At 68.5% G+C, this 21,467-nt stretch carries 31 protein-coding genes and 1 pseudogene; 29 read left to right on the top strand and 3 right to left on the bottom strand.

The features are described from left to right. Positions 1-2: 2 nt before the first annotated feature. A pseudogene (locus tag ABT147_RS06260) lies at positions 3-307 on the bottom strand (ATP-binding protein); the annotation flags it as partial. 221 nt (positions 308-528) lie between these two features. On the opposite strand from ABT147_RS06260, the gene ABT147_RS06255 reads away from it, so the two are divergent. Then, positions 529-1,356, top strand: coding sequence for a hypothetical protein (locus ABT147_RS06255; protein ID WP_351402972.1), 828 nt, complete (start codon positions 529-531; stop codon positions 1,354-1,356). Between the two features lie 21 nt (positions 1,357-1,377). On the opposite strand, the gene ABT147_RS06250 is transcribed toward ABT147_RS06255, so the two are convergent. Together ABT147_RS06250 and ABT147_RS06245 are read right to left on the bottom strand one after the other, a co-directional pair. Beyond that, complete coding sequence (locus tag ABT147_RS06250; RefSeq protein ID WP_351402971.1) at positions 1,378-4,413, bottom strand: RNA repair domain-containing protein; 3,036 nt, start codon at positions 4,411-4,413, stop codon at positions 1,378-1,380. 28 nt (positions 4,414-4,441) lie between these two features. Beyond that, positions 4,442-6,136 carry an RNA ligase family protein gene (locus tag ABT147_RS06245; protein WP_351402970.1) on the bottom strand — a complete coding sequence of 565 codons (1,695 nt, stop codon included), beginning with the start codon at positions 6,134-6,136 and terminating at the stop codon, positions 4,442-4,444. A gap of 113 nt (positions 6,137-6,249) precedes the next feature. Between ABT147_RS06245 and ABT147_RS06240 the strand changes: the two genes are divergently transcribed. The 28 genes from ABT147_RS06240 (at position 6,250) to rpmJ (ending at position 21,330) form a co-directional block, all read left to right on the top strand. Further along, positions 6,250-6,966: a YoaK family protein gene (locus ABT147_RS06240; protein WP_351402969.1), complete on the top strand. Its 717-nt coding sequence runs from the start codon at positions 6,250-6,252 to the stop codon at positions 6,964-6,966. Positions 6,967-7,007: 41 nt separating this feature from the next. Continuing rightward, positions 7,008-7,343, top strand: coding sequence for a hypothetical protein (locus ABT147_RS06235; RefSeq protein WP_351402968.1), 336 nt, complete (start codon positions 7,008-7,010; stop codon positions 7,341-7,343). Positions 7,344-7,752: 409 nt separating this feature from the next. Further along, a complete protein-coding gene (rpsJ, locus tag ABT147_RS06230; RefSeq protein ID WP_003948644.1) occupies positions 7,753-8,061 on the top strand; it encodes a 30S ribosomal protein S10 in 309 nt (102 codons plus the stop codon). A gap of 17 nt (positions 8,062-8,078) precedes the next feature. Further along, on the top strand, positions 8,079-8,723 hold the full coding sequence (gene rplC, locus ABT147_RS06225; RefSeq protein WP_005481233.1) for a 50S ribosomal protein L3: 645 nt from the start codon (positions 8,079-8,081) through the stop codon (positions 8,721-8,723). 7 nt (positions 8,724-8,730) lie between these two features. After that, positions 8,731-9,390 carry a 50S ribosomal protein L4 gene (gene rplD, locus ABT147_RS06220; protein ID WP_152171194.1) on the top strand — a complete coding sequence of 220 codons (660 nt, stop codon included), beginning with the start codon at positions 8,731-8,733 and terminating at the stop codon, positions 9,388-9,390. Then, on the top strand, positions 9,390-9,809 hold the full coding sequence (gene rplW / locus ABT147_RS06215; RefSeq protein ID WP_351402967.1) for a 50S ribosomal protein L23: 420 nt from the start codon (positions 9,390-9,392) through the stop codon (positions 9,807-9,809). The genes rplD and rplW overlap by 1 nt, the downstream gene beginning before the upstream one ends. Before the next feature lie 38 nt (positions 9,810-9,847). Continuing rightward, positions 9,848-10,684: a 50S ribosomal protein L2 gene (gene rplB / locus ABT147_RS06210; RefSeq protein WP_033528344.1), complete on the top strand. Its 837-nt coding sequence runs from the start codon at positions 9,848-9,850 to the stop codon at positions 10,682-10,684. A 12-nt stretch (positions 10,685-10,696) separates the two neighbouring features. Further along, on the top strand, positions 10,697-10,978 hold the full coding sequence (rpsS, locus tag ABT147_RS06205) for a 30S ribosomal protein S19 (protein ID WP_013001415.1): 282 nt from the start codon (positions 10,697-10,699) through the stop codon (positions 10,976-10,978). A gap of 41 nt (positions 10,979-11,019) precedes the next feature. Beyond that, entirely contained in the window at positions 11,020-11,367 is a 348-nt protein-coding gene (gene rplV / locus ABT147_RS06200) for a 50S ribosomal protein L22 (RefSeq protein ID WP_152171197.1), read from the top strand. Continuing rightward, positions 11,367-12,200, top strand: a complete 834-nt coding sequence (gene rpsC, locus ABT147_RS06195) for a 30S ribosomal protein S3 (RefSeq protein ID WP_013001414.1) — start codon at positions 11,367-11,369, stop codon at positions 12,198-12,200. The genes rplV and rpsC overlap by 1 nt, the downstream gene beginning before the upstream one ends. 5 nt (positions 12,201-12,205) lie before the next feature. Beyond that, positions 12,206-12,625, top strand: a complete 420-nt coding sequence (gene rplP, locus ABT147_RS06190; protein ID WP_004927269.1) for a 50S ribosomal protein L16 — start codon at positions 12,206-12,208, stop codon at positions 12,623-12,625. After that, complete coding sequence (gene rpmC / locus ABT147_RS06185; protein ID WP_030831683.1) at positions 12,625-12,849, top strand: 50S ribosomal protein L29; 225 nt, start codon at positions 12,625-12,627, stop codon at positions 12,847-12,849. Before rplP ends, rpmC begins: the two co-directional genes overlap by 1 nt. Further along, positions 12,849-13,136, top strand: a complete 288-nt coding sequence (gene rpsQ, locus ABT147_RS06180; protein ID WP_006130775.1) for a 30S ribosomal protein S17 — start codon at positions 12,849-12,851, stop codon at positions 13,134-13,136. Before rpmC ends, rpsQ begins: the two co-directional genes overlap by 1 nt. A gap of 99 nt (positions 13,137-13,235) precedes the next feature. Next, positions 13,236-13,604: a 50S ribosomal protein L14 gene (gene rplN / locus ABT147_RS06175; RefSeq protein ID WP_003992364.1), complete on the top strand. Its 369-nt coding sequence runs from the start codon at positions 13,236-13,238 to the stop codon at positions 13,602-13,604. A 2-nt stretch (positions 13,605-13,606) separates the two neighbouring features. Then, entirely contained in the window at positions 13,607-13,930 is a 324-nt protein-coding gene (rplX, locus tag ABT147_RS06170; RefSeq protein ID WP_013001412.1) for a 50S ribosomal protein L24, read from the top strand. Continuing rightward, positions 13,930-14,487, top strand: coding sequence for a 50S ribosomal protein L5 (rplE, locus tag ABT147_RS06165; protein WP_005481216.1), 558 nt, complete (start codon positions 13,930-13,932; stop codon positions 14,485-14,487). The genes rplX and rplE overlap by 1 nt, the downstream gene beginning before the upstream one ends. A gap of 5 nt (positions 14,488-14,492) precedes the next feature. Beyond that, a complete protein-coding gene (locus ABT147_RS06160; protein WP_003948630.1) occupies positions 14,493-14,678 on the top strand; it encodes a type Z 30S ribosomal protein S14 in 186 nt (61 codons plus the stop codon). 213 nt (positions 14,679-14,891) lie between these two features. After that, a complete protein-coding gene (gene rpsH, locus ABT147_RS06155; RefSeq protein ID WP_013001411.1) occupies positions 14,892-15,290 on the top strand; it encodes a 30S ribosomal protein S8 in 399 nt (132 codons plus the stop codon). Between the two features lie 24 nt (positions 15,291-15,314). Next, positions 15,315-15,854: a 50S ribosomal protein L6 gene (gene rplF, locus ABT147_RS06150; RefSeq protein WP_351402965.1), complete on the top strand. Its 540-nt coding sequence runs from the start codon at positions 15,315-15,317 to the stop codon at positions 15,852-15,854. Positions 15,855-15,857: 3 nt separating this feature from the next. After that, positions 15,858-16,241 (top strand): 50S ribosomal protein L18, encoded by a 384-nt coding sequence (gene rplR / locus ABT147_RS06145; protein WP_005481210.1) that lies wholly within the window; start codon positions 15,858-15,860, stop codon positions 16,239-16,241. 39 nt (positions 16,242-16,280) lie between these two features. Beyond that, positions 16,281-16,886, top strand: a complete 606-nt coding sequence (gene rpsE, locus ABT147_RS06140) for a 30S ribosomal protein S5 (protein WP_003992370.1) — start codon at positions 16,281-16,283, stop codon at positions 16,884-16,886. Positions 16,887-16,888: 2 nt separating this feature from the next. Further along, positions 16,889-17,071: a 50S ribosomal protein L30 gene (gene rpmD, locus ABT147_RS06135; RefSeq protein ID WP_006140898.1), complete on the top strand. Its 183-nt coding sequence runs from the start codon at positions 16,889-16,891 to the stop codon at positions 17,069-17,071. A 2-nt stretch (positions 17,072-17,073) separates the two neighbouring features. After that, a complete protein-coding gene (rplO, locus tag ABT147_RS06130; protein WP_059079051.1) occupies positions 17,074-17,529 on the top strand; it encodes a 50S ribosomal protein L15 in 456 nt (151 codons plus the stop codon). A gap of 242 nt (positions 17,530-17,771) precedes the next feature. Then, the gene (gene secY, locus ABT147_RS06125) at positions 17,772-19,085 is read left to right on the top strand and encodes a preprotein translocase subunit SecY (RefSeq protein WP_351402964.1); all 1,314 of its coding nucleotides are present in this window, start codon (positions 17,772-17,774) and stop codon (positions 19,083-19,085) included. Beyond that, complete coding sequence (locus ABT147_RS06120; protein WP_351402963.1) at positions 19,085-19,747, top strand: adenylate kinase; 663 nt, start codon at positions 19,085-19,087, stop codon at positions 19,745-19,747. The genes secY and ABT147_RS06120 overlap by 1 nt, the downstream gene beginning before the upstream one ends. A gap of 111 nt (positions 19,748-19,858) precedes the next feature. Beyond that, positions 19,859-20,695, top strand: coding sequence for a type I methionyl aminopeptidase (gene map / locus ABT147_RS06115; protein ID WP_351402962.1), 837 nt, complete (start codon positions 19,859-19,861; stop codon positions 20,693-20,695). A gap of 270 nt (positions 20,696-20,965) precedes the next feature. Next, on the top strand, positions 20,966-21,187 hold the full coding sequence (gene infA, locus ABT147_RS06110) for a translation initiation factor IF-1 (protein ID WP_003948620.1): 222 nt from the start codon (positions 20,966-20,968) through the stop codon (positions 21,185-21,187). Between the two features lie 29 nt (positions 21,188-21,216). Next, on the top strand, positions 21,217-21,330 hold the full coding sequence (gene rpmJ, locus ABT147_RS06105) for a 50S ribosomal protein L36 (protein ID WP_003998809.1): 114 nt from the start codon (positions 21,217-21,219) through the stop codon (positions 21,328-21,330). Positions 21,331-21,467 lie beyond the last annotated feature (137 nt).

Here is a 21,467-nt window from a genome sequence, read left to right as displayed (position 1 = left end):
GGCGGTCGCAGGGTGATCTCGGCCCAGACGGTCTTGCGTGGCGGCCTTCCCGGCGCGGTGCCCCAGCGGTCGGCGAGGGCTCGATGAGGAGGAGTCCTCGGCCGGACTCGGCTTCGGGGGTGGGGTGTTGGGCTTGGGGCAGCCGTTCGCGGCGCGTGTCCGTCACCTCGATACGGAGGGTGACGCCGACGACGTACATCGTCAGATCGAAGCCGCGGCCCCGAACCCGTCCGCGCGTCGCCGCGTTGGCCGTCAGCTCGGCGACGATCTGGTCCGCCGGGTGCGACGGCAATCCCCACGCGAAAAGTGACTACGCCGGTACGTACGGTTACTGTCCAGGGCTTGTCCGGCGCTGTCGAGCTTGTCCGGAACGGGCGTACGGGTAGGGGGTGTTGAGTCACATCGGGACGGCGGAGAGGTGCGCGATGCAGGTGGACGGCGGCGCGGTTCGGCTCAAGGACATTGCCGCGTGATCACCCTTGGTACTCTGCCGCTTCTTTATAGGGGCATCTGTTCGAAGAGGTGTGGATGAAGTCAGGCAGACGGACCGTCGCGGTGGCCACGTTCGCGGGGGTGTTGGCTCTCTCGGTGTTGAGCGCGCCGGCGGCCCACGCGGCGGACACGGGGATCATCGTGTCGGACATCGTCATCAACAAGGGCAAGCCGATCGTGGTCGGTACGACGAAGGAGGTGGAGCCGCCCGTCACGTTCAATATCTCGCTGCCGCCCGGGTACAGCACCGCGGACCCGTTCCGCTACACCGCGTACCCCTTCGTCTACCGGGGCACCCCGAAGTCGGCCGCCGAGAGCGCTGACAACTACATCGGGCCGGGCATCTACACCTGCTTCGAGACCGACGCCAAGCACGCCCGGTGCGAGGGCAGCTTCCACATCGACCCGCATCCGAGCCGGAAGCAGGTCAACTCGAACAACGACGCCACGACCTGGAAGACCGCCGTCGCGTTGCGCCTGTGGAAGGCCAACGGTGGTCTCAAGACCGAGGAGTACGAGACCCGGTCCAAGACCGTGCAGCTCAAGCGCGCGGCCAGGGCGACCGTCGGTGCCACGCCGGAGACGGTCACCAAGGGCAAGAAGGTCACCGTCACGGGCAAGCTGACCCGGGCGAACTGGAGCACCAAGAAGTACGGCGGCTACAGCGGCCGTACGGTCAGCCTCCAGTACCGCGCCTCGGACGCCACCTCCTTCAAGACGGTCAAGAAGGTCACCACCAGCAGCACCGGTGCCCTGACGACCACGGTCACGGCCTCGGCCGACGGCTTCTACCGCTGGGTCTACTACGGCAACACCACGACCGACACCGCCACCAGCCCGGCGGCGTACGTCGATGTGCGCTGACCGCCCGCATTCCTCCCGCGTTCAGTGGAGCGTCGGTATCTCGCCCCCTTCGGCCCGCGTCAGGGTGACGCCCGGCAGACCGCGCAGCCTGCGTTCCGCCACGGCGGTCAGGTCGGCCGTGGTCGGTGGGGTCCGGCCCAGGCCGATGGCGTAGCGGGCGGGGGTGTGCGTGAAGGGGCGGGGCCAGGCGTGGCAGTCGGGGGACAGTTCGGCGAGGTCGGTGATCAGGGCCCGCATCCTGCCCCGGACCCGGCCCTCGTCCGCGATCCGGGCCGTACGCCTGTCCGCGCCCTCGTCCGCACTCCCGGCCGCACTCCTGCCCGTACTCCCGCCCACCGTCACGATCGCCCACGCGGCGTGGCGGCGGTGGAGCGGGGGCGGGGTGAGGAGCTCGGGCCAGGGGGTCTCCGCCTCCAGCAACTCCCAAGCCCGGAACAGCTCTTGGGTGATCAGGTCGCGCATGCCCTCCGTGACCTGGTCCGTGCAGGGGCGGACCGGGGCCGAGGGCGTCGTGATGGTGAGGGGGAGCGGGGACTCGTCCGCCCCGCCCACCGGCGTACGCCAGTCCCATGCCGCCCACGTCGCGAAGAAGTGCCGTAGGAGGTCGGACGGTGGCAGGTCGCCGACCTCACCGGCCTCGCCTGCCGTGCGGGCCGCCAGGACCGACCAGGCGAGCCCCGGCAGCCCGCCGAACGGTGCCGAGTCCAGGCCCCGGGCCTTCGCCCATGCCTTGACCTGCACGGCCAGCCGGGCGAAGGTCGATCCGTCGGCGCCCGTCAGCTCATGCGCGCCTGTCGGCTCGCGGGTGCCCGTCAGCTCCCGGGTGCCCGCCGAGGCGAGCACCGCCTCCGCGTCGCTCACCGCGCTGAGCGCGATCGCCGCCGCCTCGCCCAGCTCGGCCCGTCGGTCCACCGCCTCCGCCGGGTCCAGCGATCCGGTGGCCACGACCACCAGGTCCACGTCCAGCCCGTCGAGCCGCAGCCGCAGACCGGGTACGCGCGCCCCGACCACCTCGCGCACATCGGCGGGCGTCCGCGTCAGCTCGCTCAACTTCCCTTTCACGGCGGCCAGTTCGACCGTGCCGGGCAACGCCGCCACCAGGTCCAGATCCGCGCCGGGCAGGGCGCAGCCCATGCGCCGGGAGCCGACGACGTGGACGACACCGTCGGGGAACGCGTCCGCGATGCGGCGGGTGATCCGGTCGGCCAGGTCCGCCGTATCAGCGGATCCCTCGGGCTCGGCCAGGTCGGTGTCAGAGGCCTCGCGCCCGGCCGGTTCCATGTCGGCGGCCTCGCGCCCGGCCAGGTCCGTGTCGGCGGCCTCGCGCCAGGAGTGCGCGTGCGTGGACTCCTCCCTCCAGCGCACCTCACCCGTCCCCAGCGTCACGGTCCCCCGTACCCGCATCGGCTCGTCCCCGCGTCGCGACAGCAGCGCCAGCTCGCCGACCGTCGCCGTCATGGGCGCGAGCCGGGCCGCGCAGGCGGTGGCCAGGGGGTTCGGGTCGGTGGCGCGGCCCAGGCTCAGATGCGGGGTGAAGCCCTCGTGGCGGCCTCGGCAGCGCGGGAAGTGGCGTACGAGGGTGTCGTGCAGCTCGGCCCAGGGCCCCTCGCCGTCCGCCGCCGGGTCGAGCCATACGGTCGCGTCGTCCCGGTGGCCGAACCAGTGCACGCCCTCCAGCCGGGCGTCGAAGGGAGCCGTCCTGGCCGTCGCGAGTACGGACGCCGCCTCCTCGAACGCGTGCTCCGGTACGAAGCCGAAGAGGACGTTGACATGTGGGGGCCAGCGGTGGATCTGCGGGTCGTGCTCCCGGCGGATGTCCTGCAGCGGCGGCCACAGTTCCTCGGGCGGCAGCCACGCCAGCGCCGTACGGGCCGTCGGCCGGATGTCCAGGCTCGCCGAAGTGTCAGCACCGGGGCCCGCGCCGGGGCCGGTGCCCGGGCCGTCCGGTGTCACTTGCGCCCGCACGCCGTAGTGATCCGAGATGTACAGCCCCTCCGCCGTGGGCCTGTCCCCGTACAGCTCGGCCGACCGCACCCCCAGGCCGTCGCCGCGCAGCAGTACCCGGTCCAGCCGGGACGCCCGCCTCGACAGGGAGGAGATCGCGGCCAGCGGGTTGGCGCCCGGGTCGAAGGTCGGGGTCGCGTCGGCCGCGCCGTGCGCCTCGGTCCACGCGTCCCGCATGCCGAGCGTCAGCTGGGGCGTGTCGCCGCCGTCGTTGAAGTCGCCGAGGAGGATCAGATCGGCGTCCAGGGCCGCCAACCCCTCGGCGACACGGGCCAGTTCGACGGTACGGCGACCTGCGCCGTCGACGGAGTGGTCGCTGCTCAGATGCGTCGCCGCGACGACGAGAGGGCGCCCGTCTGTGCCCCTCGCCCCCGCCCCGGTGTCCAGCACCACGGCGGTCACCGCCTTGTGCGGGCCCAGCGCGTGGAACGCGGCCTCGCGCACCGGCAACCGGCTCAGGAGCAGCAGACCGCACTCGTCCACGTCCCGCCCGCGCGGGTCCGTCCCCACCGTCCAGCCCGCCCGCACCCAGGGTTCACGCAGCAGCATGGCCAGCAGCTCCGCCTCGACCTCCTGCAACGCGATCACGTCCACGTCGGCGTCCCGCAGGGCCCGCAGCAGCAACGGTCTGCGGCGGGCGGTGTCGATGAGATCGGCGTCGTAGCGGTCCCAGAGGGTGTTCCAGGTCAGCACCCGGACGTCGGTGGAGACTGCCCCTTGCCGTGAGCTGGGCGCGGGCGCCCAGTCCTCCCCGTCCCACGTGTGCGGCGTGCGCGCCGTGAAGAAGGGTGCCCGGAGCAGCCGGGCCTCCCGTACGCGCCCCGCCTCCGTCGCGTCGATCCGGTCCACCCCCGTGGCCCGGTCCCAGACCTTCTCGCCGTCCGCCTCGAAGAACAGCACCCGGTGCCACGGGATCTCGCCGCCGGGCACGAACGCGGGCAGCGGGACGCGCTTGGGCGCGGCGTTGCGCTGGAGGACGCCGAGCACGAAGCGCGCCGGGTCGAAGCGCGCGTCCCAGCGCACCCGGTGGTATATCTCCTCGCTCGTCCGCACGGTTCCCCAGCCCTCTTCCTGGATCTTCCTAGATCTCGTCCTCTATGGTCCCGCTCGCCCCGACGTACCAGGTGCGGTGCGCGTCGCCCGGATACGGCGGGGCGAAGCGGCGCAGCTGGGCGGTGAGCACCTCGGGGGGTACCGGGTGCTCGCGGCGGGTGTTGCGCCGTATCAGCTCGTCCTCGTCGACCAGGACCACGGCGTGGGTGATCAGGGCGTTGCGGCGGTGCGCGACCCCGTGCACCAGCGAGCGCTGCTGATGGGTGAGCGAGGTGGCGTCCCACACCGTCGTCCCGCCGGCGGCCAGCGCGCCGTCCAGCCGGTCGAGCCCGGCGCGCAGGATCTCCGGATTGGCCCGCTGATCGGCGCGTGCGCCGCGCGCCTCGCGCAGATCGTCCAGCGAGACATACGCGTCCACGCCCGTGAGCCCCCGCGCGAAGGTGCTCTTGCCGCTGCCCGCCGGACCGACCAGCTGGATCAGCCTCGGAAAGGCCCCCGACCGCCACCGCCACGTCGCGGCGACGGCCCCCGGCACATCCTCCACGCGCCCCCGCGCGTACGCCTCCCGTGCCTCGGCCCGGCAGCGCAGGGCCGCGTCGGGCGACAGCCCGGCGAAGGCCTCCCGCAGGGCGGCCTCGTCGGGGCCCGGCACCTCCTCGGCGTGCAGCGCGGACCACTCCACCTGCTCGCGCGCCTCGTCCGTCACCGCCGTGGCCCGGGCGACCGCGTGGAGCAGACCGAGGTCGGCGGCGAGGGACAGCCGGGTCAGACCGCTCCGGCGGTCCTCGTCCGGATACGGCCGGTGCAGCGCGGGGTGCAGCCCCACGAGGTCGGCGACCCGGCGCGCGAGCGGCATGCCCACGCCCCCGGCCAGCCGCGCCGCGAGCCGGGCCCGCCCTCCGCCTCGGCCATGGCCGTGGTCGTGGTCGTGCAGCAGCGCGGCCAGTACGCCGACGAGCCGGTCGTCCCCGGTCCGCCCCGCCGGATCGAAGCGGGCGACGGCCTCCCGGTCGCCCTCACCGGGCAGTCCGACGGCCTCCGCCAGCGCGTCGGCGTCGGCGGGCGCGCCGGAGCGCACCGCCCACAGCGCCGCCCGCGCGCCCAGTCCGTTCTCGACGACGGCCGCGTGCATCCAGTGCGTGTCCGTCCGTACGTGCCCGGCCCGCACCCACTTCGCGACACACGCGCCGAACTCCTCCGCGCCGAAGCCGTCCACGACCCGGACGACGTACCCCTCCTGCCGCCCGGGGTCCAGCCGCAGCGCGCGCAGCGCCCGCTCGTCGAACACGCCCCGCCACAGCACACGCGGCACGGGAACCCCGAGCCCGCGCAGAAAGGCCACCGTCCGGTCCCAGTCCAGGCAGCGCCCGTCCCCGTCCCACACCGAGAAGCCGTAGAACCAGCTGTCCAGGTCGTCGTACGCGATCGAATGCCGGGCGAACATGTTCTCGCCGCACACCCGCCATCCCTCGGGTATGGCGTGGCCGATGCGGGCCTGGAGCGCCTTGACCCAGGTACGGGAGGGGTGGTGCGCGGAGTCGAGTGAGCGGGCGTGCACGCCGTCGGCGTACAGCGTGGTGTTCTCGCCGTCCAGCTTCTCCGTCACGACGACCTCGCGGCCGCGCAGCCCGGACAGGTCGGTGACCCGCAGATCGTCGGCGGTGGCGCCGGGGGACCACGGCAGATGCCTGGTCCGCGGATAGTGCGTACGCGTCGTGCCCATCGTGACCGTTCCCCGTGCCGGCCGGCGTACCTGAACAGCCGACGTACCTGATCAGCGTAGGAGCGTGGCACGGTGGCGGGCGAGCGGATTACCCGGCGCCTAGGGTCCGGGGTATGAAGCCCAGAGCGGGCGTCGGGCTCACCTCGGTCATGGTGGCGCTCACGCTGACGACCGGCATGATCGAGGCCGTCAGCTTCCTCGTGCTCGGGCCGGTGTTCACCGCGGTGCAGACCGGGAACCTCCTCTTCCTCTCCTTCGCGCTCACCGGCGCCGCCGGTCTGTCCCCGGCCGCGGCGGGCGTCTCGTTCGGCGGCTTCGTCGTCGGGGCGGTGCTCGGCTCCCGGTTCGAGTCGAGCGTGGACGCCCACGGCCGCCGCTGGTTCGTGCCCGCGCTGATCGTCGAGGCCCTGCTGCTGGGGCTCGGCGGACTGGCCGCCTGGCGCACCGGGGTCGGCGCACCCGGCGGCCCGGCGGACGGCCCGCACTTCGCCGTGGTCGCCCTGGTCGCCGCGGCCATGGGCATCCGCAACATCACCACCCTGCGGGCCCGGGTCGCGGACCTGCCCACCACGGTCTCCACCCGCGCCCTGACCGCCCTCCTCGGCGGCCTGCCCCCGATCCCCGACACCCGCATCGGCGCCGGCCCCCGCGACGAGGGCCGCCGCCTCGCCTCGGTCGGCGCGATGTTCATCGGCGGCCTGCTGGGCGCGTGGCTCCTCCATGAGCGGATCCACCCGGCGGTGGTCCTGCTGATCCCCGCCGCGCTGGTGCTGACCCTGGGCGCGGCGTTCTGGCTGACGGCACCGGAGCGGACCAGCGAGCCCGGCTGAATCGAATCGCCGCCCCGAAGCCGCAGTGGATCATGGAACGCATGAGTCTCTCAGCAAGCCGTCTCGTGGGTGCGGTCCTCATGCTCGCCGGAACCGCCGCCGTCCTCTGGGCGGTCTTCGGCGTCCCCCAGGAGTGGACCGGTGGGATGAGGTGGTTGCGCACCGCGCTGGCGCTGGCGGCCTTCGGGGCGTTCGGCCTCGCGGCCCGTTTCGTCTTCCCCGACACCTCGGACGGCTCCGCGGACGGCACCCCGAGCGACGCGCTGGACGGCACCCCGAGCGACGCCCCGGGCGGCACCCCCGGCGAGGCCCCGAACGGTGCCCTGGACGGCATCCCGAGCGACGCCACGGGGGACGGTGGTGGCCGCCGGGTTTGACCTGCGTCACTCCCGGGGTAATCTCTCCGGCTCGATTGGCGGAGCCGGTGGGCCGTATGGCAGACTAGCGGGGTTGCTCGGTCGAGTGTTGATGCTGCGCGCCTCCCGCCGGGAGGACCGGAAGCGAGTCCCACAGTACTCGTCGCCCCAACTGCCTTACGGCAGCGCTGAGGCGGACGTACGGGAATCTTTCGGGAAGTGTCAGTGCGGCGCCGGCCAGGCACCCGGTGGGCTTCTGTCCCCGGCCCACGGCTGCAGGAAGGGCCGTGTTTCCCGGACAAGGGATGCTCGAACAAGGGGCATCCGTGTCAGCGGAAGCGCGACACACCCGACCGCGTGGGTCGGAGGGACGGGTGAGGGAACACCGGGTTCCAGAGCGTTAAACGAGACAAAGGACTACTGAGTAGCCATGGCGGGACAGAAGATCCGCATCCGGCTCAAGGCCTACGACCACGAGGTCATCGACAGCTCGGCGAAGAAGATCGTCGAGACGGTGACCCGCACTGGTGCGTCGGTCGCGGGCCCGGTGCCGCTGCCCACTGAGAAGAACGTGTACTGCGTCATCAAGTCGCCGCACAAGTACAAGGACTCGCGCGAGCACTTCGAGATGCGCACGCACAAGCGCCTGATCGACATCCTCGACCCGACCCCCAAGACCGTTGACTCTCTGATGCGACTCGACCTCCCGGCCGGTGTCGACATCGAGATCAAGCTCTGAAGGCCGGTGATCTGAGAATGGCTAAGCAGATCAAGGGCATCCTGGGCGAGAAGCTCGGCATGACGCAGGTGTGGGACGAGAACAACCGCGTTGTTCCGGTCACCGTCGTCAAGGCCGGCCCCAACGTCGTGACCCAGGTCCGCACGAACGATGTCGACGGCTACGAGTCGGTCCAGATCGCCTTCGGCGAGATCGACCCGCGCAAGGTGAACAAGCCCCTCAAGGGTCACTTCGCCAAGGCCGACGTCACCCCCCGCCGTCACCTCGTCGAGATCCGCACCGCGGACGCCTCCGAGTACACGCTGGGCCAGGAGATCTCCGCGGAGGTCTTCGAGGCCGGCGTCAAGGTGGACGTGACCGGCAAGAGCAAGGGCAAGGGCTTCGCCGGTGTCATGAAGCGTCACAACTTCAAGGGCCTCGGCGCCGGTCACGGCACCCAGCGCAAGCACCGCTCTCCCGGCTCCATCGGTGGCTGCGCCACCCCGGGCCGTGTGTTCAAGGGCCTCCGCATGGCGGGCCGCATGGGCAACGAGCGGGTCACCACCCAGAACCTGACCGTCCACGCCGTTGACGCGGAGAAGGGTCTGCTGCTCATCAAGGGCGCCGTCCCCGGTCCGAACGGCGGCCTCGTCCTGGTCCGCACCGCGGCCAAGGGGGCCTGAGGTACCGATGAGCACTGTTGACATCCTTTCGCCTGCAGGCGAGAAGACCGGAAGCGTCGAGCTCCCCGCGGAGATCTTCGGCGTGGAGAAGGTCAGCATCCCGCTGATCCACCAGGTCGTCGTCGCGCAGAACGCGGCTGCCCGTCAGGGCACGCACAAGACCAAGACCCGCGGCGAAGTCCGTGGTGGCGGTAAGAAGCCTTACCGGCAGAAGGGCACCGGCCGCGCCCGTCAGGGCTCGACCCGCGCGCCCCAGTTCGCCGGTGGTGGCGTCGTCCACGGCCCGCAGCCGCGTGACTACTCGCAGCGGACCCCGAAGAAGATGAAGGCCGCGGCCCTGCGCCACGCCCTCACCGACCGGGCCCGTCACAACCGCATCCACGTCGTCTCCGGCGTGATCGAGGGCGAGAACCCCTCCACCAAGGCCGCCAAGTCGCTGTTCGGCAAGATCTCGGAGCGCAAGAACCTGCTCCTGGTCGTCGAGCGCGCCGACGAGGCCGCGTGGCTCTCCGCCCGCAACCTGCCCCAGGTGCACATCCTGGAGCCGGGCCAGCTGAACACGTACGACGTGATCGTCTCCGACGATGTGGTCTTCACCCAGGGTGCCCTGGAGTCCTTCGTGTCCGGCCCGAACAAGGCCAACGACACCGAAGGGAGCGAGGCCTGATGGCTACGCGTCACCCGAGCATCGCCTCCAAGGCGGCCAAGGCCGCCAAGGCCGCGCGCGTCGCCAAGGCGAAGCGCCACGCCACCGAGGGCAAGAACACCGTCATCACCGCGCCCAGCAAGGCGTTCACGGACCCCCGTGACGTGCTGCTGAAGCCGGTCGTGTCGGAGAAGAGCTACGCGCTCCTCGACGAGGGCAAGTACACCTTCATCGTCGCCCCCGGCGCCAACAAGACCCAGATCAAGCAGGCCGTCCAGGCGGTCTTCTCGGTCAAGGTCACCGGGGTCAACACGATCAACCGCATCGGCAAGCGCAAGCGCACCAAGACCGGTTTCGGTCAGCGTGCCGGCTCCAAGCGCGCCATCGTGACCCTTGCCGAGGGCGACCGTATCGACATCTTCGGCGGTCCGACCGCGTAAGCGGGTCGGATCGTCCGATATCGGACGAGGACTGAGAAATGGGAATCCGCAAGTACAAGCCGACTACGCCGGGCCGTCGTGGCTCCAGCGTCGCCGACTTCGTCGAGATCACGCGGTCCACGCCGGAGAAGTCGCTGGTCCGCCCGCTGCACAGCAAGGGCGGCCGTAACAACGCCGGTCGTGTGACCGTTCGCCACCAGGGTGGCGGACACAAGCGCGCCTACCGTGTCATCGACTTCCGTCGTCACGACAAGGACGGCGTGCCGGCGAAGGTCGCGCACATCGAGTACGACCCCAACCGCACCGCGCGCATCGCGCTGCTGCACTACGCGGACGGCGAGAAGCGCTACATCCTCGCCCCGCGCAACCTGCAGCAGGGCGACCGCGTGGAGAACGGTCCCGGGGCCGACATCAAGCCGGGCAACAACCTGGCGCTCCGCAACATCCCGGTCGGTACCACGATCCACGCGATCGAGCTCCGTCCCGGTGGCGGCGCCAAGTTCGCCCGCTCCGCCGGTGCCTCCGTGCAGCTGCTCGCGAAGGAGGGCGCCTACGCCCACCTCCGCATGCCGTCCGGTGAGATCCGCCTGGTCGACGTGCGCTGCCGCGCCACCGTCGGCGAGGTCGGCAACGCCGAGCAGAGCAACATCAACTGGGGCAAGGCCGGCCGCAAGCGCTGGCTGGGCGTCCGCCCGACCGTTCGCGGTGTGGCGATGAACCCGGTTGACCACCCCCACGGTGGTGGTGAGGGCAAGACCTCCGGTGGTCGCCACCCGGTCAGCCCCTGGGGTCAGAAGGAGGGTCGTACTCGCTCGCCGAAGAAGGCTTCGAGCAAGTACATCGTCCGCCGCCGCAAGACGAACAAGAAGCGCTAGGAGCGGGTTTAGATGCCGCGCAGTCTCAAGAAGGGGCCCTTCGTCGACGGACACCTCATCAAGAAGGTGGACGTACAGAACGAAGCCGGCACCAAGAACGTCATCAAGACCTGGTCCCGTCGCTCGATGATCATCCCGGCCATGCTCGGCCACACGATCGCGGTGCACAACGGCAAGACCCACATTCCGGTGTTCGTCACCGAGTCGATGGTCGGCCACAAGCTCGGCGAGTTCTCGCCGACGCGCACCTTCCGGGGTCACGTCAAGGACGACCGGAAGTCGAAGCGCCGCTAACGCGGGGTGGAATGACCATGACAGACACTGGAAGGACAACCATGGAAGCCAGGGCCCAGGCGCGGTACATCCGCGTCACGCCCATGAAGGCCCGCCGCGTGGTGGACCTCATCCGTGGCCTCGACGCCACGGAGGCTCAGGCGGTCCTGCGTTTCGCCCCGCAGGCCGCGAGCGTGCCGGTCGGCAAGGTGCTGGACAGCGCCATTGCCAACGCCGCGCACAACTACGACCACACGGACGCCACTTCGCTGTTCATCAGCGAGGCGTACGTCGACGAGGGCCCGACCCTGAAGCGGTTCCGTCCGCGTGCCCAGGGCCGTGCCTACCGGATCCGCAAGCGGACCAGCCACATCACCGTGGTCGTCAGCAGCAAGGAAGGAACCCGGTAATGGGCCAGAAGGTAAACCCGCATGGGTTCCGGCTCGGTGTCACGACCGACTTCAAGTCGCGTTGGTACGCCGACAAGCTGTACAAGGACTACGTCAAGGAAGACGTCGCCATCCGTCGGATGATGACGTCCGGTATGGAGCGCGCCGGCATCTCCAAGGTGGAGATCGAGCGCACCCGTGACCGCGTCCGCGTCGACATCCACACCGCGCGTCCGGGCATCGTCATCGGCCGCCGTGGCGCCGAGGCCGACCGTATCCGCGGCGACCTGGAGAAGCTGACCGGCAAGCAGGTCCAGCTCAACATCCTCGAGGTCAAGAACCCGGAGACGGACGCTCAGCTGGTGGCCCAGGCCGTCGCCGAGCAGCTGTCCTCCCGCGTCTCCTTCCGTCGGGCCATGCGCAAGAGCATGCAGTCCGCCATGAAGGCCGGCGCCAAGGGCATCAAGATCCAGTGCGGTGGCCGTCTCGGCGGCGCCGAGATGTCCCGCTCGGAGTTCTACCGCGAGGGCCGTGTGCCCCTGCACACGCTCCGCGCGAACGTGGACTACGGCTTCTTCGAGGCCAAGACGACCTTCGGCCGCATCGGTGTGAAGGTCTGGATCTACAAGGGCGACGTCAAGAACATCGCCGAGGTCCGCGCCGAGAACGCCGCCGCCCGCGCCGGCAACCGCCCGGCTCGTGGCGGTGCCGACCGCCCCGCCGGCCGTGGTGGCCGCGGTGGCGAGCGTGGCGGTCGCGGTCGTAAGCCGCAGCAGGCAGCCGGCGCCGAGGCCCCCAAGGCCGAGGCTCCCGCCGCCGCCGCTCCGGCTGAGAGCACCGGAACGGAGGCCTGAGGGACATGCTGATCCCCCGTAGGGTCAAGCACCGCAAGCAGCACCACCCGAAGCGCCGCGGTCAGGCCAAGGGTGGTACGACGGTCGCGTTCGGCGAGTACGGCATTCAGGCCCTCACGCCGGCGTACGTGACCAACCGCCAGATCGAGGCGGCCCGTATCGCCATGACCCGCCACATCAAGCGTGGCGGCAAGGTCTGGATCAACATCTACCCGGACCGCCCGCTCACGAAGAAGCCTGCCGAGACCCGCATGGGTTCCGGTAAGGGTTCGCCGGAGTGGTGGATCGCGAACGTGCACCCGGGCCGGGTCATGTTCGAGCTGTCCTACCCCAACGAGAAGATCGCCCGTGAGGCCCTGACTCGCGCCGCTCACAAGCTGCCGATGAAGTGCCGGATCGTCAAGCGCGAGGCAGGTGAAGCGTGATGTCGGCCGGTACCAAGGCGTCCGAGCTGCGCGAGCTGGGTGACGAGGAGCTTCTGGCGAAGCTTCGCGAAGCCAAGGAAGAGCTGTTCAACCTCCGCTTCCAGGCGGCGACCGGACAGCTTGAGAACCATGGCCGTCTCAAGGCGGTCCGCAAGGACATCGCGCGGATCTACACCCTGATGCGCGAGCGTGAGCTGGGCATCGAAACGGTGGAGAACGCCTGATGAGCGAGAACAACGTGACTGAGACGAACACCGAGGCGCGCGGCTTCCGCAAGACTCGTGAGGGCATCGTCGTCAGCGACAAGATGGACAAGACCGTCGTCGTCGCCGTCGAGGACCGCAAGAAGCACGCCCTGTACGGCAAGGTCATCCGTAGCACGAGCAAGCTCAAGGCGCACGACGAGCAGAACGCCGCCGGCGTCGGCGACCGTGTCCTCCTCATGGAGACCCGGCCGCTGTCCGCCACGAAGCACTGGCGCGTCGTCGAGATCCTCGAGAAGGCCAAGTAATTCCTGCGGGGTACATCCGCAGGTCAGTTCCGCCAGGCTCGGCAGGGGCCTCGTACATGAGGCCCCTGCCGGGAACCGGCAGACAATCAGGAGATAGACGTGATCCAGCAGGAGTCGCGACTGCGTGTCGCCGACAACACTGGTGCGAAGGAAATCCTTTGCATCCGTGTGCTCGGTGGCTCCGGTCGCCGCTACGCGGGCATCGGTGACGTCATCGTCGCCACCGTCAAGGACGCGATCCCCGGCGGCAACGTGAAGAAGGGTGACGTCATCAAGGCGGTCATCGTTCGCACCGTCAAGGAGCGCCGCCGTCCGGACGGCTCGTACATCCGCTTCGACGAGAACGCCGCCGTCATTCTCAAGAACGACGGCGACCCTCGTGGCACCCGTATCTTCGGCCCGGTGGGCCGGGAGCTGCGCGAGAAGAAGTTCATGAAGATCATCTCGCTCGCGCCGGAGGTGCTGTAAGCATGAAGATCAAGAAGGGCGACCTGGTCCAGGTCATCACCGGTAAGGACAAGGGCAAGCAGGGCAAGGTCATCGCGGCCTTCCCCCGTGAGGACCGTGTCCTGGTCGAGGGTGTCAACCGGGTCAAGAAGCACACCAAGGCCGGCCCGACCGCCAAGGGTTCGCAGGCCGGTGGCATCGTCACCGTCGAGGCGCCGATCCACGTCTCCAACGTCCAGCTGGTCGTGGAGAAGGACGGCAAGAAGGTCGTCACGCGTGTCGGCTACCGCTTCGACGACGAGGGCAACAAGGTTCGCGTTGCCAAGCGGACGGGTGAGGACATCTGATGGCTACCACCACGACTCCGCGTCTCAAGACGAAGTACCGCGAGGAGATCGCGGGCAAGCTGCAGGAAGAGTTCTCCTACGAGAACGTCATGCAGACCCCGGGCCTCGTCAAGATCGTGGTCAACATGGGTGTGGGCGACGCCGCCCGCGACTCCAAGCTGATCGAGGGCGCCATCCGCGACCTCACCACGATCACCGGTCAGAAGCCGGCCGTCACCAAGGCCCGTAAGTCCATCGCGCAGTTCAAGCTGCGTGAGGGCCAGCCGATCGGTGCCCACGTCACGCTTCGTGGCGACCGCATGTGGGAGTTCCTGGACCGCACCCTGTCGCTCGCGCTTCCGCGCATCCGCGACTTCCGTGGTCTGTCCCCCAAGCAGTTCGACGGCCGTGGCAACTACACCTTCGGTCTCACCGAGCAGGTCATGTTCCACGAGATCGACCAGGACAAGATCGACCGTACCCGGGGCATGGACATCACCGTGGTGACCACGGCGACCAACGACGCTGAGGGCCGCGCGCTCCTCCGTCACCTCGGCTTCCCCTTCAAGGAGGCGTGAGCGAGATGGCGAAGAAGGCTCTGATCGCGAAGGCTGCTCGCAAGCCCAAGTTCGGTGTGCGTGGCTACACGCGCTGCCAGCGCTGCGGCCGTCCCCACTCCGTGTACCGCAAGTTCGGCCTGTGCCGCGTGTGCCTTCGTGAGATGGCTCACCGTGGCGAGCTGCCGGGCGTGACCAAGAGCTCCTGGTAGTCCCCCCTTCAGGGACTCCCGAAGCTCTCGGTAAGCACTGGGCGTGTCAGGCGCCCACCCATCCATGGCTTAGGCTTGGAGGGTTGGGCGCCTGACGGTAGCCCGTACGACTTACTACGCCGTAGGTCCCCGCACCGCACCCGTCCCGCCACCGAGTGGGGAGAGGGATGGCGCATACAGGAAACCCCGGCGAGAGAGGCCGAAGGCCAATTCATGACCATGACTGATCCGATCGCAGACATGCTTACGCGTCTGCGGAACGCGAACTCGGCATACCACGACTCCGTGACGATGCCGGCATCGAAGATCAAGTCTCACATCGCGGAGATCCTCCAGCAGGAGGGCTTCATCACGGGCTGGAAGGTCGAGGACGCCGAGGTCGGCAAGAACCTCGTCCTCGAGCTGAAGTTCGGCCCGAACCGTGAGCGCTCCATCGCGGGCATCAAGCGGATCTCCAAGCCCGGTCTCCGGGTTTACGCGAAGTCCACCTCCCTGCCCAAGGTGCTGGGCGGCCTCGGCGTGGCGATCATCTCCACGTCCCACGGGCTCCTCACCGACAAGCAGGCCGGCAAGAAGGGCGTAGGCGGAGAAGTTCTCGCCTACGTCTGGTAGCGGAAGGGAACGGAGGAAACAGCTATGTCGCGCATTGGCAAGCTCCCCATCACGGTTCCCGCCGGCGTGGACGTCACCATCGACGGCCGTACGGTCTCGGTCAAGGGCCCCAAGGGCACGCTGACCCACACCGTCGCTTCGCCGATCGACATCGCCAAGGGTGAGGACGGCGTTCTCAACGTCACCCGCCCCAACGACGAGCGTCAGAACAAGGCCCTGCACGGCCTGTCCCGCACGCTGGTGGCGAACATGATCACCGGCGTGACCACGGGTTACGTGAAGAAGCTCGAAATCAGCGGTGTCGGTTACCGAGTGCAGGCCAAGGGTTCGAACCTCGAGTTCGCGCTCGGCTACAGCCACCCGATCACCGTCGAGGCGCCCGAGGGCATCACCTTCAAGGTCGAGAACCCGACCCGGTTCTCGGTCGAGGGCATCGACAAGCAGAAGGTCGGCGAGGTTGCGGCCAACATCCGCAAGCTGCGCAAGCCCGACCCGTACAAGGCCAAGGGCGTCAAGTACGAGGGCGAAGTCATCCGCCGCAAGGTCGGAAAGGCGGGTAAGTAAGCCATGGCATACGGTACGAAGATCGCTAAGGGCGACGCTTACAAGCGTGCTGCCATCAAGCGGCGCCACATCCGGATCCGTAAGAAGGTCAACGGAACGGCTGAGCGTCCCCGCCTGGTCGTGACCCGCTCGAACCGCCACATCGTGGCCCAGGTGATCGACGACCTCAAGGGGCACACCCTTGCGTCGGCGTCCACCCTGGACTCGTCGATCCGTGGTGCTTCGGAAGACAAGTCGGCGCAGGCCGGCAAGGTCGGCGCCCTGGTCGCCGAGCGTGCCAAGGCCGCCGGTGTCGAGGCCGTCGTGTTCGACCGTGGTGGTAACCGGTATGCGGGTCGCATCGCGGCCCTGGCCGACGCCGCCCGCGAGGCCGGGCTCAAGTTCTGAGCTCGCTGCGTAGCTAGCGGAAAGAGAGAGGTAAATCCAATGGCTGGACCCCAGCGCCGCGGTGGCGGTGCCGGTGGCGGCGAGCGGCGGGACCGGAAGGGCCGTGACGGCGGCGCAGCTGCCGCCGAGAAGACCGCGTACGTTGAGCGCGTTGTCGCGATCAACCGCGTCGCCAAGGTTGTGAAGGGTGGTCGTCGCTTCAGCTTCACTGCGCTCGTCGTAGTGGGCGATGGTGACGGCACCGTGGGTGTCGGTTACGGCAAGGCCAAGGAGGTGCCGGCCGCCATCGCCAAGGGTGTTGAGGAGGCCAAGAAGCACTTCTTCAAGGTCCCCCGTATCCAGGGCACCATCCCGCACCCCATTCAGGGTGAGAAGGCTGCCGGCGTCGTTCTGCTCAAGCCCGCGTCCCCCGGTACCGGTGTTATCGCCGGTGGCCCGGTGCGTGCCGTGCTCGAGTGCGCCGGTATCCACGACGTGCTGTCGAAGTCGCTCGGCTCCGACAACGCGATCAACATCGTGCACGCGACCGTGGCGGCCCTCAAGGGCCTGCAGCGTCCCGAGGAGATCGCGGCCCGCCGCGGTCTGCCCCTTGAGGACGTCGCTCCTGCGGCTCTTCTCCGTGCACGTGCCGGGGCGGGTGCGTAATCATGGCGCAGCTCAAGATTACGCAGGTCAAGTCCTACATCGGCAGCAAGCAGAACCACCGTGACACCCTGCGTTCCCTTGGTCTCAAGGGCATCAACACGCAGGTCGTCAAGGAGGACCGCCCCGAGTTCCGCGGCATGGTGCACACCGTCCGCCACCTCGTGTCGGTCGAGGAGGTCGACTGATCATGGCGGAGAACAACCCGCTCAAGATCCACAACCTCCGTCCCGCCCCGGGCGCCAAGACCGCAAAGACCCGTGTGGGTCGTGGTGAGGCGTCGAAGGGTAAGACGGCTGGTCGTGGTACCAAGGGCACGAAGGCCCGCTACCAGGTTCCGGAGCGCTTCGAGGGTGGCCAGATGCCCCTCCACATGCGTCTCCCGAAGCTGAAGGGCTTCAAGAACCCGTTCAAGACGGAGTTCCAGGTCGTGAACCTGGACAAGCTCGCCGCCCTCTACCCCGAGGGTGGGGAGGTCACCGTTGCCGACCTGGTCGCCAAGGGTGCCGTCCGCAAGAACAGCCTCGTCAAGGTCCTCGGCCAGGGCGAGATCTCCGTGGCGCTGCAGGTGACGGTCGACGCCGTCTCCGGCTCCGCCAAGGAGAAGATCACCGCCGCCGGCGGTACTGTCACCGAGCTCGTCTGAACACATCAGGTGTCTCGATGACTTGAGCGATCCCGACCGGGGATACCCCACAAATGGGGTATCCCCGGTTGGTCGTTCCTAGGGAGGCAGTCCCGCCGGTAAGGTGGCCTGCACTGTCCGTTTTCACAGGGGACCCCACACGGGGCACTCGACGCGGCAGTTAAACGTTACGTAAGTCGTCCTCATCAGAATCTCAAAACCGTCACCCTTGACGCAGTAGCGCGGGGGTCGCAGGAGGCACCGTGCTCACCGCGTTCGCCCGGGCGTTCAAGACGCCCGACCTGCGCAAGAAGCTGCTCTTCACGCTCGGCATCATCGTGATCTATCGGATCGGCACGCACATTCCGATCCCGGGTGTCGACTACTCCGCCGTCCAGTTCTGCATCGACCAGGCCCAGACCAACTCGGGTCTCTTCGGTCTGGTCAACATGTTCAGCGGTGGCGCGCTGCTGCAGATCACGATCTTCGCGCTCGGCATCATGCCGTACATCACGGCGAGCATCATTCTGCAGCTGCTGACCGTGGTGATCCCGCGTCTGGAAGCCCTGAAGAAGGAGGGGCAGGCCGGTACGGCGAAAATCACTCAGTACACGCGTTACCTGACGGTCGCCTTGGCCGTCCTCCAGGGCACCGGCCTCGTGGCCACCGCCCGCAGCGGCTCGCTGTTCAGCACCTGCGCACAGGGCGGCCAGATCGTCCCTGACAAGTCCATCTTCACCACCATGGTCATGGTCATCACCATGACCGCCGGTACGGCCGTCGTCATGTGGCTCGGTGAGCTCGTCACCGACCGCGGTATCGGCAACGGCATGTCGATCCTGATGTTCATCTCGATCGCCGCGACCTTCCCGTCCGCGCTGTGGGCCATCAAGGAGCAGGGCGACCTGGCGGGCGGCTGGATCGAGTTCGCCATCGTCATCGCCGTCGGTCTGGTCATGGTCGCGCTGGTGGTCTTCGTCGAGCAGGCGCAGCGACGCATTCCGGTCCAGTACGCGAAGCGCATGATCGGCCGCCGGTCCTACGGCGGAACCTCCACGTACATTCCGCTGAAGGTCAACCAGGCGGGCATCATCCCTGTGATCTTCGCCTCGTCGCTGCTCTACATCCCGGCGCTGATCGTCCAGTTCTCCAACTCGACAGCCGGTTGGGCGACTTGGGTAACGAAGAATCTCGCGGACACCGCCGCGCCGGCGCATATCACGATCTACTTCTTCCTCATCATCTTCTTCGCCTTCTTCTACGTGGCCATCTCGTTCAACCCCGAGGAAGTCGCGGACAACATGAAGAAGTATGGTGGCTTCATCCCGGGCATCCGGGCTGGCCGACCGACCGCTGAGTACCTGAGCTACGTACTCAACCGGATCACCTGGCCGGGTTCGCTGTATCTGGGCCTGATCGCTCTCGTACCGACAATGGCGTTGGCGCCCCTCGGGGCGAACCAGAACTTCCCGTTCGGCGGTACCAGCATCCTGATCATCGTGGGTGTGGGACTGGAGACGGTGAAGCAGATCGAGAGCCAGCTCCAGCAGCGCAATTACGAAGGGTTCCTCCGCTGATGCGTATCGTCCTCGTCGGGCCGCCGGGTGCCGGTAAGGGAACGCAGGCCGCGTTCCTCGCCCAGAACCTGTCGATCCCGCACATCTCCACGGGCGACCTGTTCCGGGCCAACATCAGCAAGCAGACGGAGCTCGGCAAACTCGCGAAGTCCTACATGGACAAGGGCGAGCTGGTGCCGGACGAGGTCACCATCGCGATGGCCAAGGACCGCATGGAGCAGCCGGACGCCGAGCACGGCTTCCTGCTCGACGGCTTCCCGCGCAACGTCTCGCAGGCCGAGGCGCTGGACGTGACGCTCCAGGACGAGTCCATGAACCTGGACGCGGTGCTGGACCTGGAGGTCCCCGAGGAGGAGGTCGTCAAGCGGATCGCCGGCCGGCGCATCTGCCGGAACGACTCCGCCCACGTCTTCCACGTCACGTACAAGAAGCCGAAGCAGGAAGGTGTCTGCGACGCCTGCGGCGGCGAGCTGTACCAGCGCGACGACGACTCCGAGGAGACCGTCCGCAAGCGCCTGGAGGTCTACCACACCCAGACCGAGCCGATCATCGACTACTACAAGGCCCAGGGCCTCGTGGTGACGATCTCGGCCCTCGGCCCGGTGGAGGAAGTCACCCAGCGCGCCATGGAGGCGCTCAAGCGCGAGGACGACGGCAAGTAGGCCGTCAGCCAGTACGTAGGCCGCGGTGCCCGTGAGGGGCGCCGCGGCCGTACTGTTGTGTAGGCAGATCCCAGAGTTCACAGTCACGGAAGACGGAGAGCGCAGGCCCCCATGGTGCAGATCAAGAGCCCCGAGCAGATCGCCAAGATGCGCGAGGCGGGGCTGGTCGTCGCCGCCATCCACGCGGCCACTCGGGAGGCCGCCGTGCCGGGCGCCTCCACGAAGGATCTCGACGAGGTGGCCCGCAAGGTGCTCGCGGAGCACGGGGCCAAGTCGAACTTCCTCGGGTACGGCGGGTTCCCGGCGACGATCTGCACGTCGGTGAACGAGGTCGTGGTGCATGGGATCCCGAGTGACGAGGTCGTCCTGAAGGACGGCGACATCATCTCCATCGACTGCGGCGCGATCGTCGACGGCTGGCACGGTGACGCGGCCTACACCGCGTTCGTGGGGTCCGGTCACGCCCCGGAGCTGATCGAGCTGTCGCGGGTGACCGAGGAGTCCATGTGGGCCGGGATCGCCGCGATGAAGGTGGGCAACCGGCTCGTGGACGTCTCCCGGGCCATCGAGACGTACATCCGCCGGCAGCCGAAGCCGGGCGGCGGTAAGTACGGGATCGTCGAGGACTACGGCGGCCACGGCATCGGGACCGAGATGCACATGGACCCGCATCTGCTGAACTACGTCGAGCGGCGCCGGGGCAAGGGGCCGAAGCTGGTCCCCGGGTTCTGCCTCGCGATCGAGCCGATGGTGGCGCTGGGTACGCCGAAGACGAAGGTGCTGGCCGACGACTGGACCGTGGTGAGCACGGACGGGACGTGGTCCTCGCACTGGGAGCATTCGGTGGCGTTGACCGAGGCGGGGCCGCTGGTGCTGACCTCGCCGGACGGGGGTCGGGCGAAGCTCGCGGAGTTCGGGATTACCGCGGCTCCTGACCCGGTGGGCTGAGTTCTCGTCGCCGGGTGCGGGGCCGGTGGGGCTTCTCGCGCCCACGCGGCGGAGCCGCCCGTCGATACGGCCCCGCGCCCCTTCCGGGCCTGCGGCCCATCGAGGTGCGCCGCGGCAGCCCGGAGTAATGATCTTCTGCGGTGGGCAGTCTTACCCGAATTCGTGTTTCTCGGGGGCCTGACGTAGACTGACTCGTCGGCTCTCGTGTTTCCGTATGTCTTCATTCGGTTACGCCGAGTCGATCAAGGTAGTCGATTCGAAGGGCGAAGCGTGGCCAAGAAGCAAGGTGCCATCGAGATCGAGGGCACTGTCGTCGAGTCTCTTCCGAACGCCATGTTCAAGGTCGAGCTCCAGAACGGCCACCAGGTCCTGGCACACATCAGCGGCAAGATGCGTATGCACTACATCCGTATCCTCCCTGACGACCGGGTCGTGGTGGAGTTGTCTCCGTACGACCTGACCCGTGGCCGGATCGTCTACCGCTACAAGTAGATCCCTCTGACTCGGAGAACCTCGATCCCATGAAGGTCAAGCCGAGCGTCAAGAAGATCTGCGACAAGTGCAGGGTGATCCGCCGTCACGGTCGGGTCATGGTCATCTGCGAGAACCCGCGCCACAAGCAGCGCCAGGGCTGACGCACGACCGATCCCTCTGCCCTTTTCGCAGAGATTCGCGCGACGCAAGCTGAATATGTTCATACGCAGGATCCAGGTGCCTGAAGGCGCCTGATACCCCCGGCTCGGAGGCCGGGGACCTGGTTCGTACCTGGTAC

The sequence above is a fragment of the Streptomyces sp. NPDC001868 genome (genome assembly GCF_040297125.1).
GTDB lineage: Bacteria > Actinomycetota > Actinomycetes > Streptomycetales > Streptomycetaceae > Streptomyces.
Note: the sequence above shows the minus strand (reverse complement) of the source record. Positions and strands in the feature narration are given on the sequence as shown.

Excerpts from the sequence above, each read along its gene's own strand:
- ABT147_RS06255 (WP_351402972.1), top strand. The coding sequence starts at position 529 with ATGAAGTCAGGCAGACGGACCGTCGCGGTGGCCACGTTCGCGGGGGTG.
- ABT147_RS06245 (WP_351402970.1), bottom strand. The coding sequence starts at position 6,136 with ATGGGCACGACGCGTACGCACTATCCGCGGACCAGGCATCTGCCGTGG.
- ABT147_RS06240 (WP_351402969.1), top strand. The coding sequence starts at position 6,250 with ATGAAGCCCAGAGCGGGCGTCGGGCTCACCTCGGTCATGGTGGCGCTC.
- ABT147_RS06235 (WP_351402968.1), top strand. The coding sequence starts at position 7,008 with ATGAGTCTCTCAGCAAGCCGTCTCGTGGGTGCGGTCCTCATGCTCGCC.
- rpsJ (WP_003948644.1), top strand. The coding sequence starts at position 7,753 with ATGGCGGGACAGAAGATCCGCATCCGGCTCAAGGCCTACGACCACGAG.
- rplC (WP_005481233.1), top strand. The coding sequence starts at position 8,079 with ATGGCTAAGCAGATCAAGGGCATCCTGGGCGAGAAGCTCGGCATGACG.
- rplD (WP_152171194.1), top strand. The coding sequence starts at position 8,731 with ATGAGCACTGTTGACATCCTTTCGCCTGCAGGCGAGAAGACCGGAAGC.
- rplW (WP_351402967.1), top strand. The coding sequence starts at position 9,390 with ATGGCTACGCGTCACCCGAGCATCGCCTCCAAGGCGGCCAAGGCCGCC.
- rplB (WP_033528344.1), top strand. The coding sequence starts at position 9,848 with ATGGGAATCCGCAAGTACAAGCCGACTACGCCGGGCCGTCGTGGCTCC.
- rpsS (WP_013001415.1), top strand. The coding sequence starts at position 10,697 with ATGCCGCGCAGTCTCAAGAAGGGGCCCTTCGTCGACGGACACCTCATC.
- rplV (WP_152171197.1), top strand. The coding sequence starts at position 11,020 with ATGGAAGCCAGGGCCCAGGCGCGGTACATCCGCGTCACGCCCATGAAG.
- rpsC (WP_013001414.1), top strand. The coding sequence starts at position 11,367 with ATGGGCCAGAAGGTAAACCCGCATGGGTTCCGGCTCGGTGTCACGACC.
- rplP (WP_004927269.1), top strand. The coding sequence starts at position 12,206 with ATGCTGATCCCCCGTAGGGTCAAGCACCGCAAGCAGCACCACCCGAAG.
- rpmC (WP_030831683.1), top strand. The coding sequence starts at position 12,625 with ATGTCGGCCGGTACCAAGGCGTCCGAGCTGCGCGAGCTGGGTGACGAG.
- rpsQ (WP_006130775.1), top strand. The coding sequence starts at position 12,849 with ATGAGCGAGAACAACGTGACTGAGACGAACACCGAGGCGCGCGGCTTC.
- rplX (WP_013001412.1), top strand. The coding sequence starts at position 13,607 with ATGAAGATCAAGAAGGGCGACCTGGTCCAGGTCATCACCGGTAAGGAC.
- rplE (WP_005481216.1), top strand. The coding sequence starts at position 13,930 with ATGGCTACCACCACGACTCCGCGTCTCAAGACGAAGTACCGCGAGGAG.
- ABT147_RS06160 (WP_003948630.1), top strand. The coding sequence starts at position 14,493 with ATGGCGAAGAAGGCTCTGATCGCGAAGGCTGCTCGCAAGCCCAAGTTC.
- rpsH (WP_013001411.1), top strand. The coding sequence starts at position 14,892 with ATGACCATGACTGATCCGATCGCAGACATGCTTACGCGTCTGCGGAAC.
- rplF (WP_351402965.1), top strand. The coding sequence starts at position 15,315 with ATGTCGCGCATTGGCAAGCTCCCCATCACGGTTCCCGCCGGCGTGGAC.
- rplR (WP_005481210.1), top strand. The coding sequence starts at position 15,858 with ATGGCATACGGTACGAAGATCGCTAAGGGCGACGCTTACAAGCGTGCT.
- rpsE (WP_003992370.1), top strand. The coding sequence starts at position 16,281 with ATGGCTGGACCCCAGCGCCGCGGTGGCGGTGCCGGTGGCGGCGAGCGG.
- rpmD (WP_006140898.1), top strand. The coding sequence starts at position 16,889 with ATGGCGCAGCTCAAGATTACGCAGGTCAAGTCCTACATCGGCAGCAAG.
- rplO (WP_059079051.1), top strand. The coding sequence starts at position 17,074 with ATGGCGGAGAACAACCCGCTCAAGATCCACAACCTCCGTCCCGCCCCG.
- ABT147_RS06120 (WP_351402963.1), top strand. The coding sequence starts at position 19,085 with ATGCGTATCGTCCTCGTCGGGCCGCCGGGTGCCGGTAAGGGAACGCAG.
- map (WP_351402962.1), top strand. The coding sequence starts at position 19,859 with ATGGTGCAGATCAAGAGCCCCGAGCAGATCGCCAAGATGCGCGAGGCG.
- rpmJ (WP_003998809.1), top strand. The coding sequence starts at position 21,217 with ATGAAGGTCAAGCCGAGCGTCAAGAAGATCTGCGACAAGTGCAGGGTG.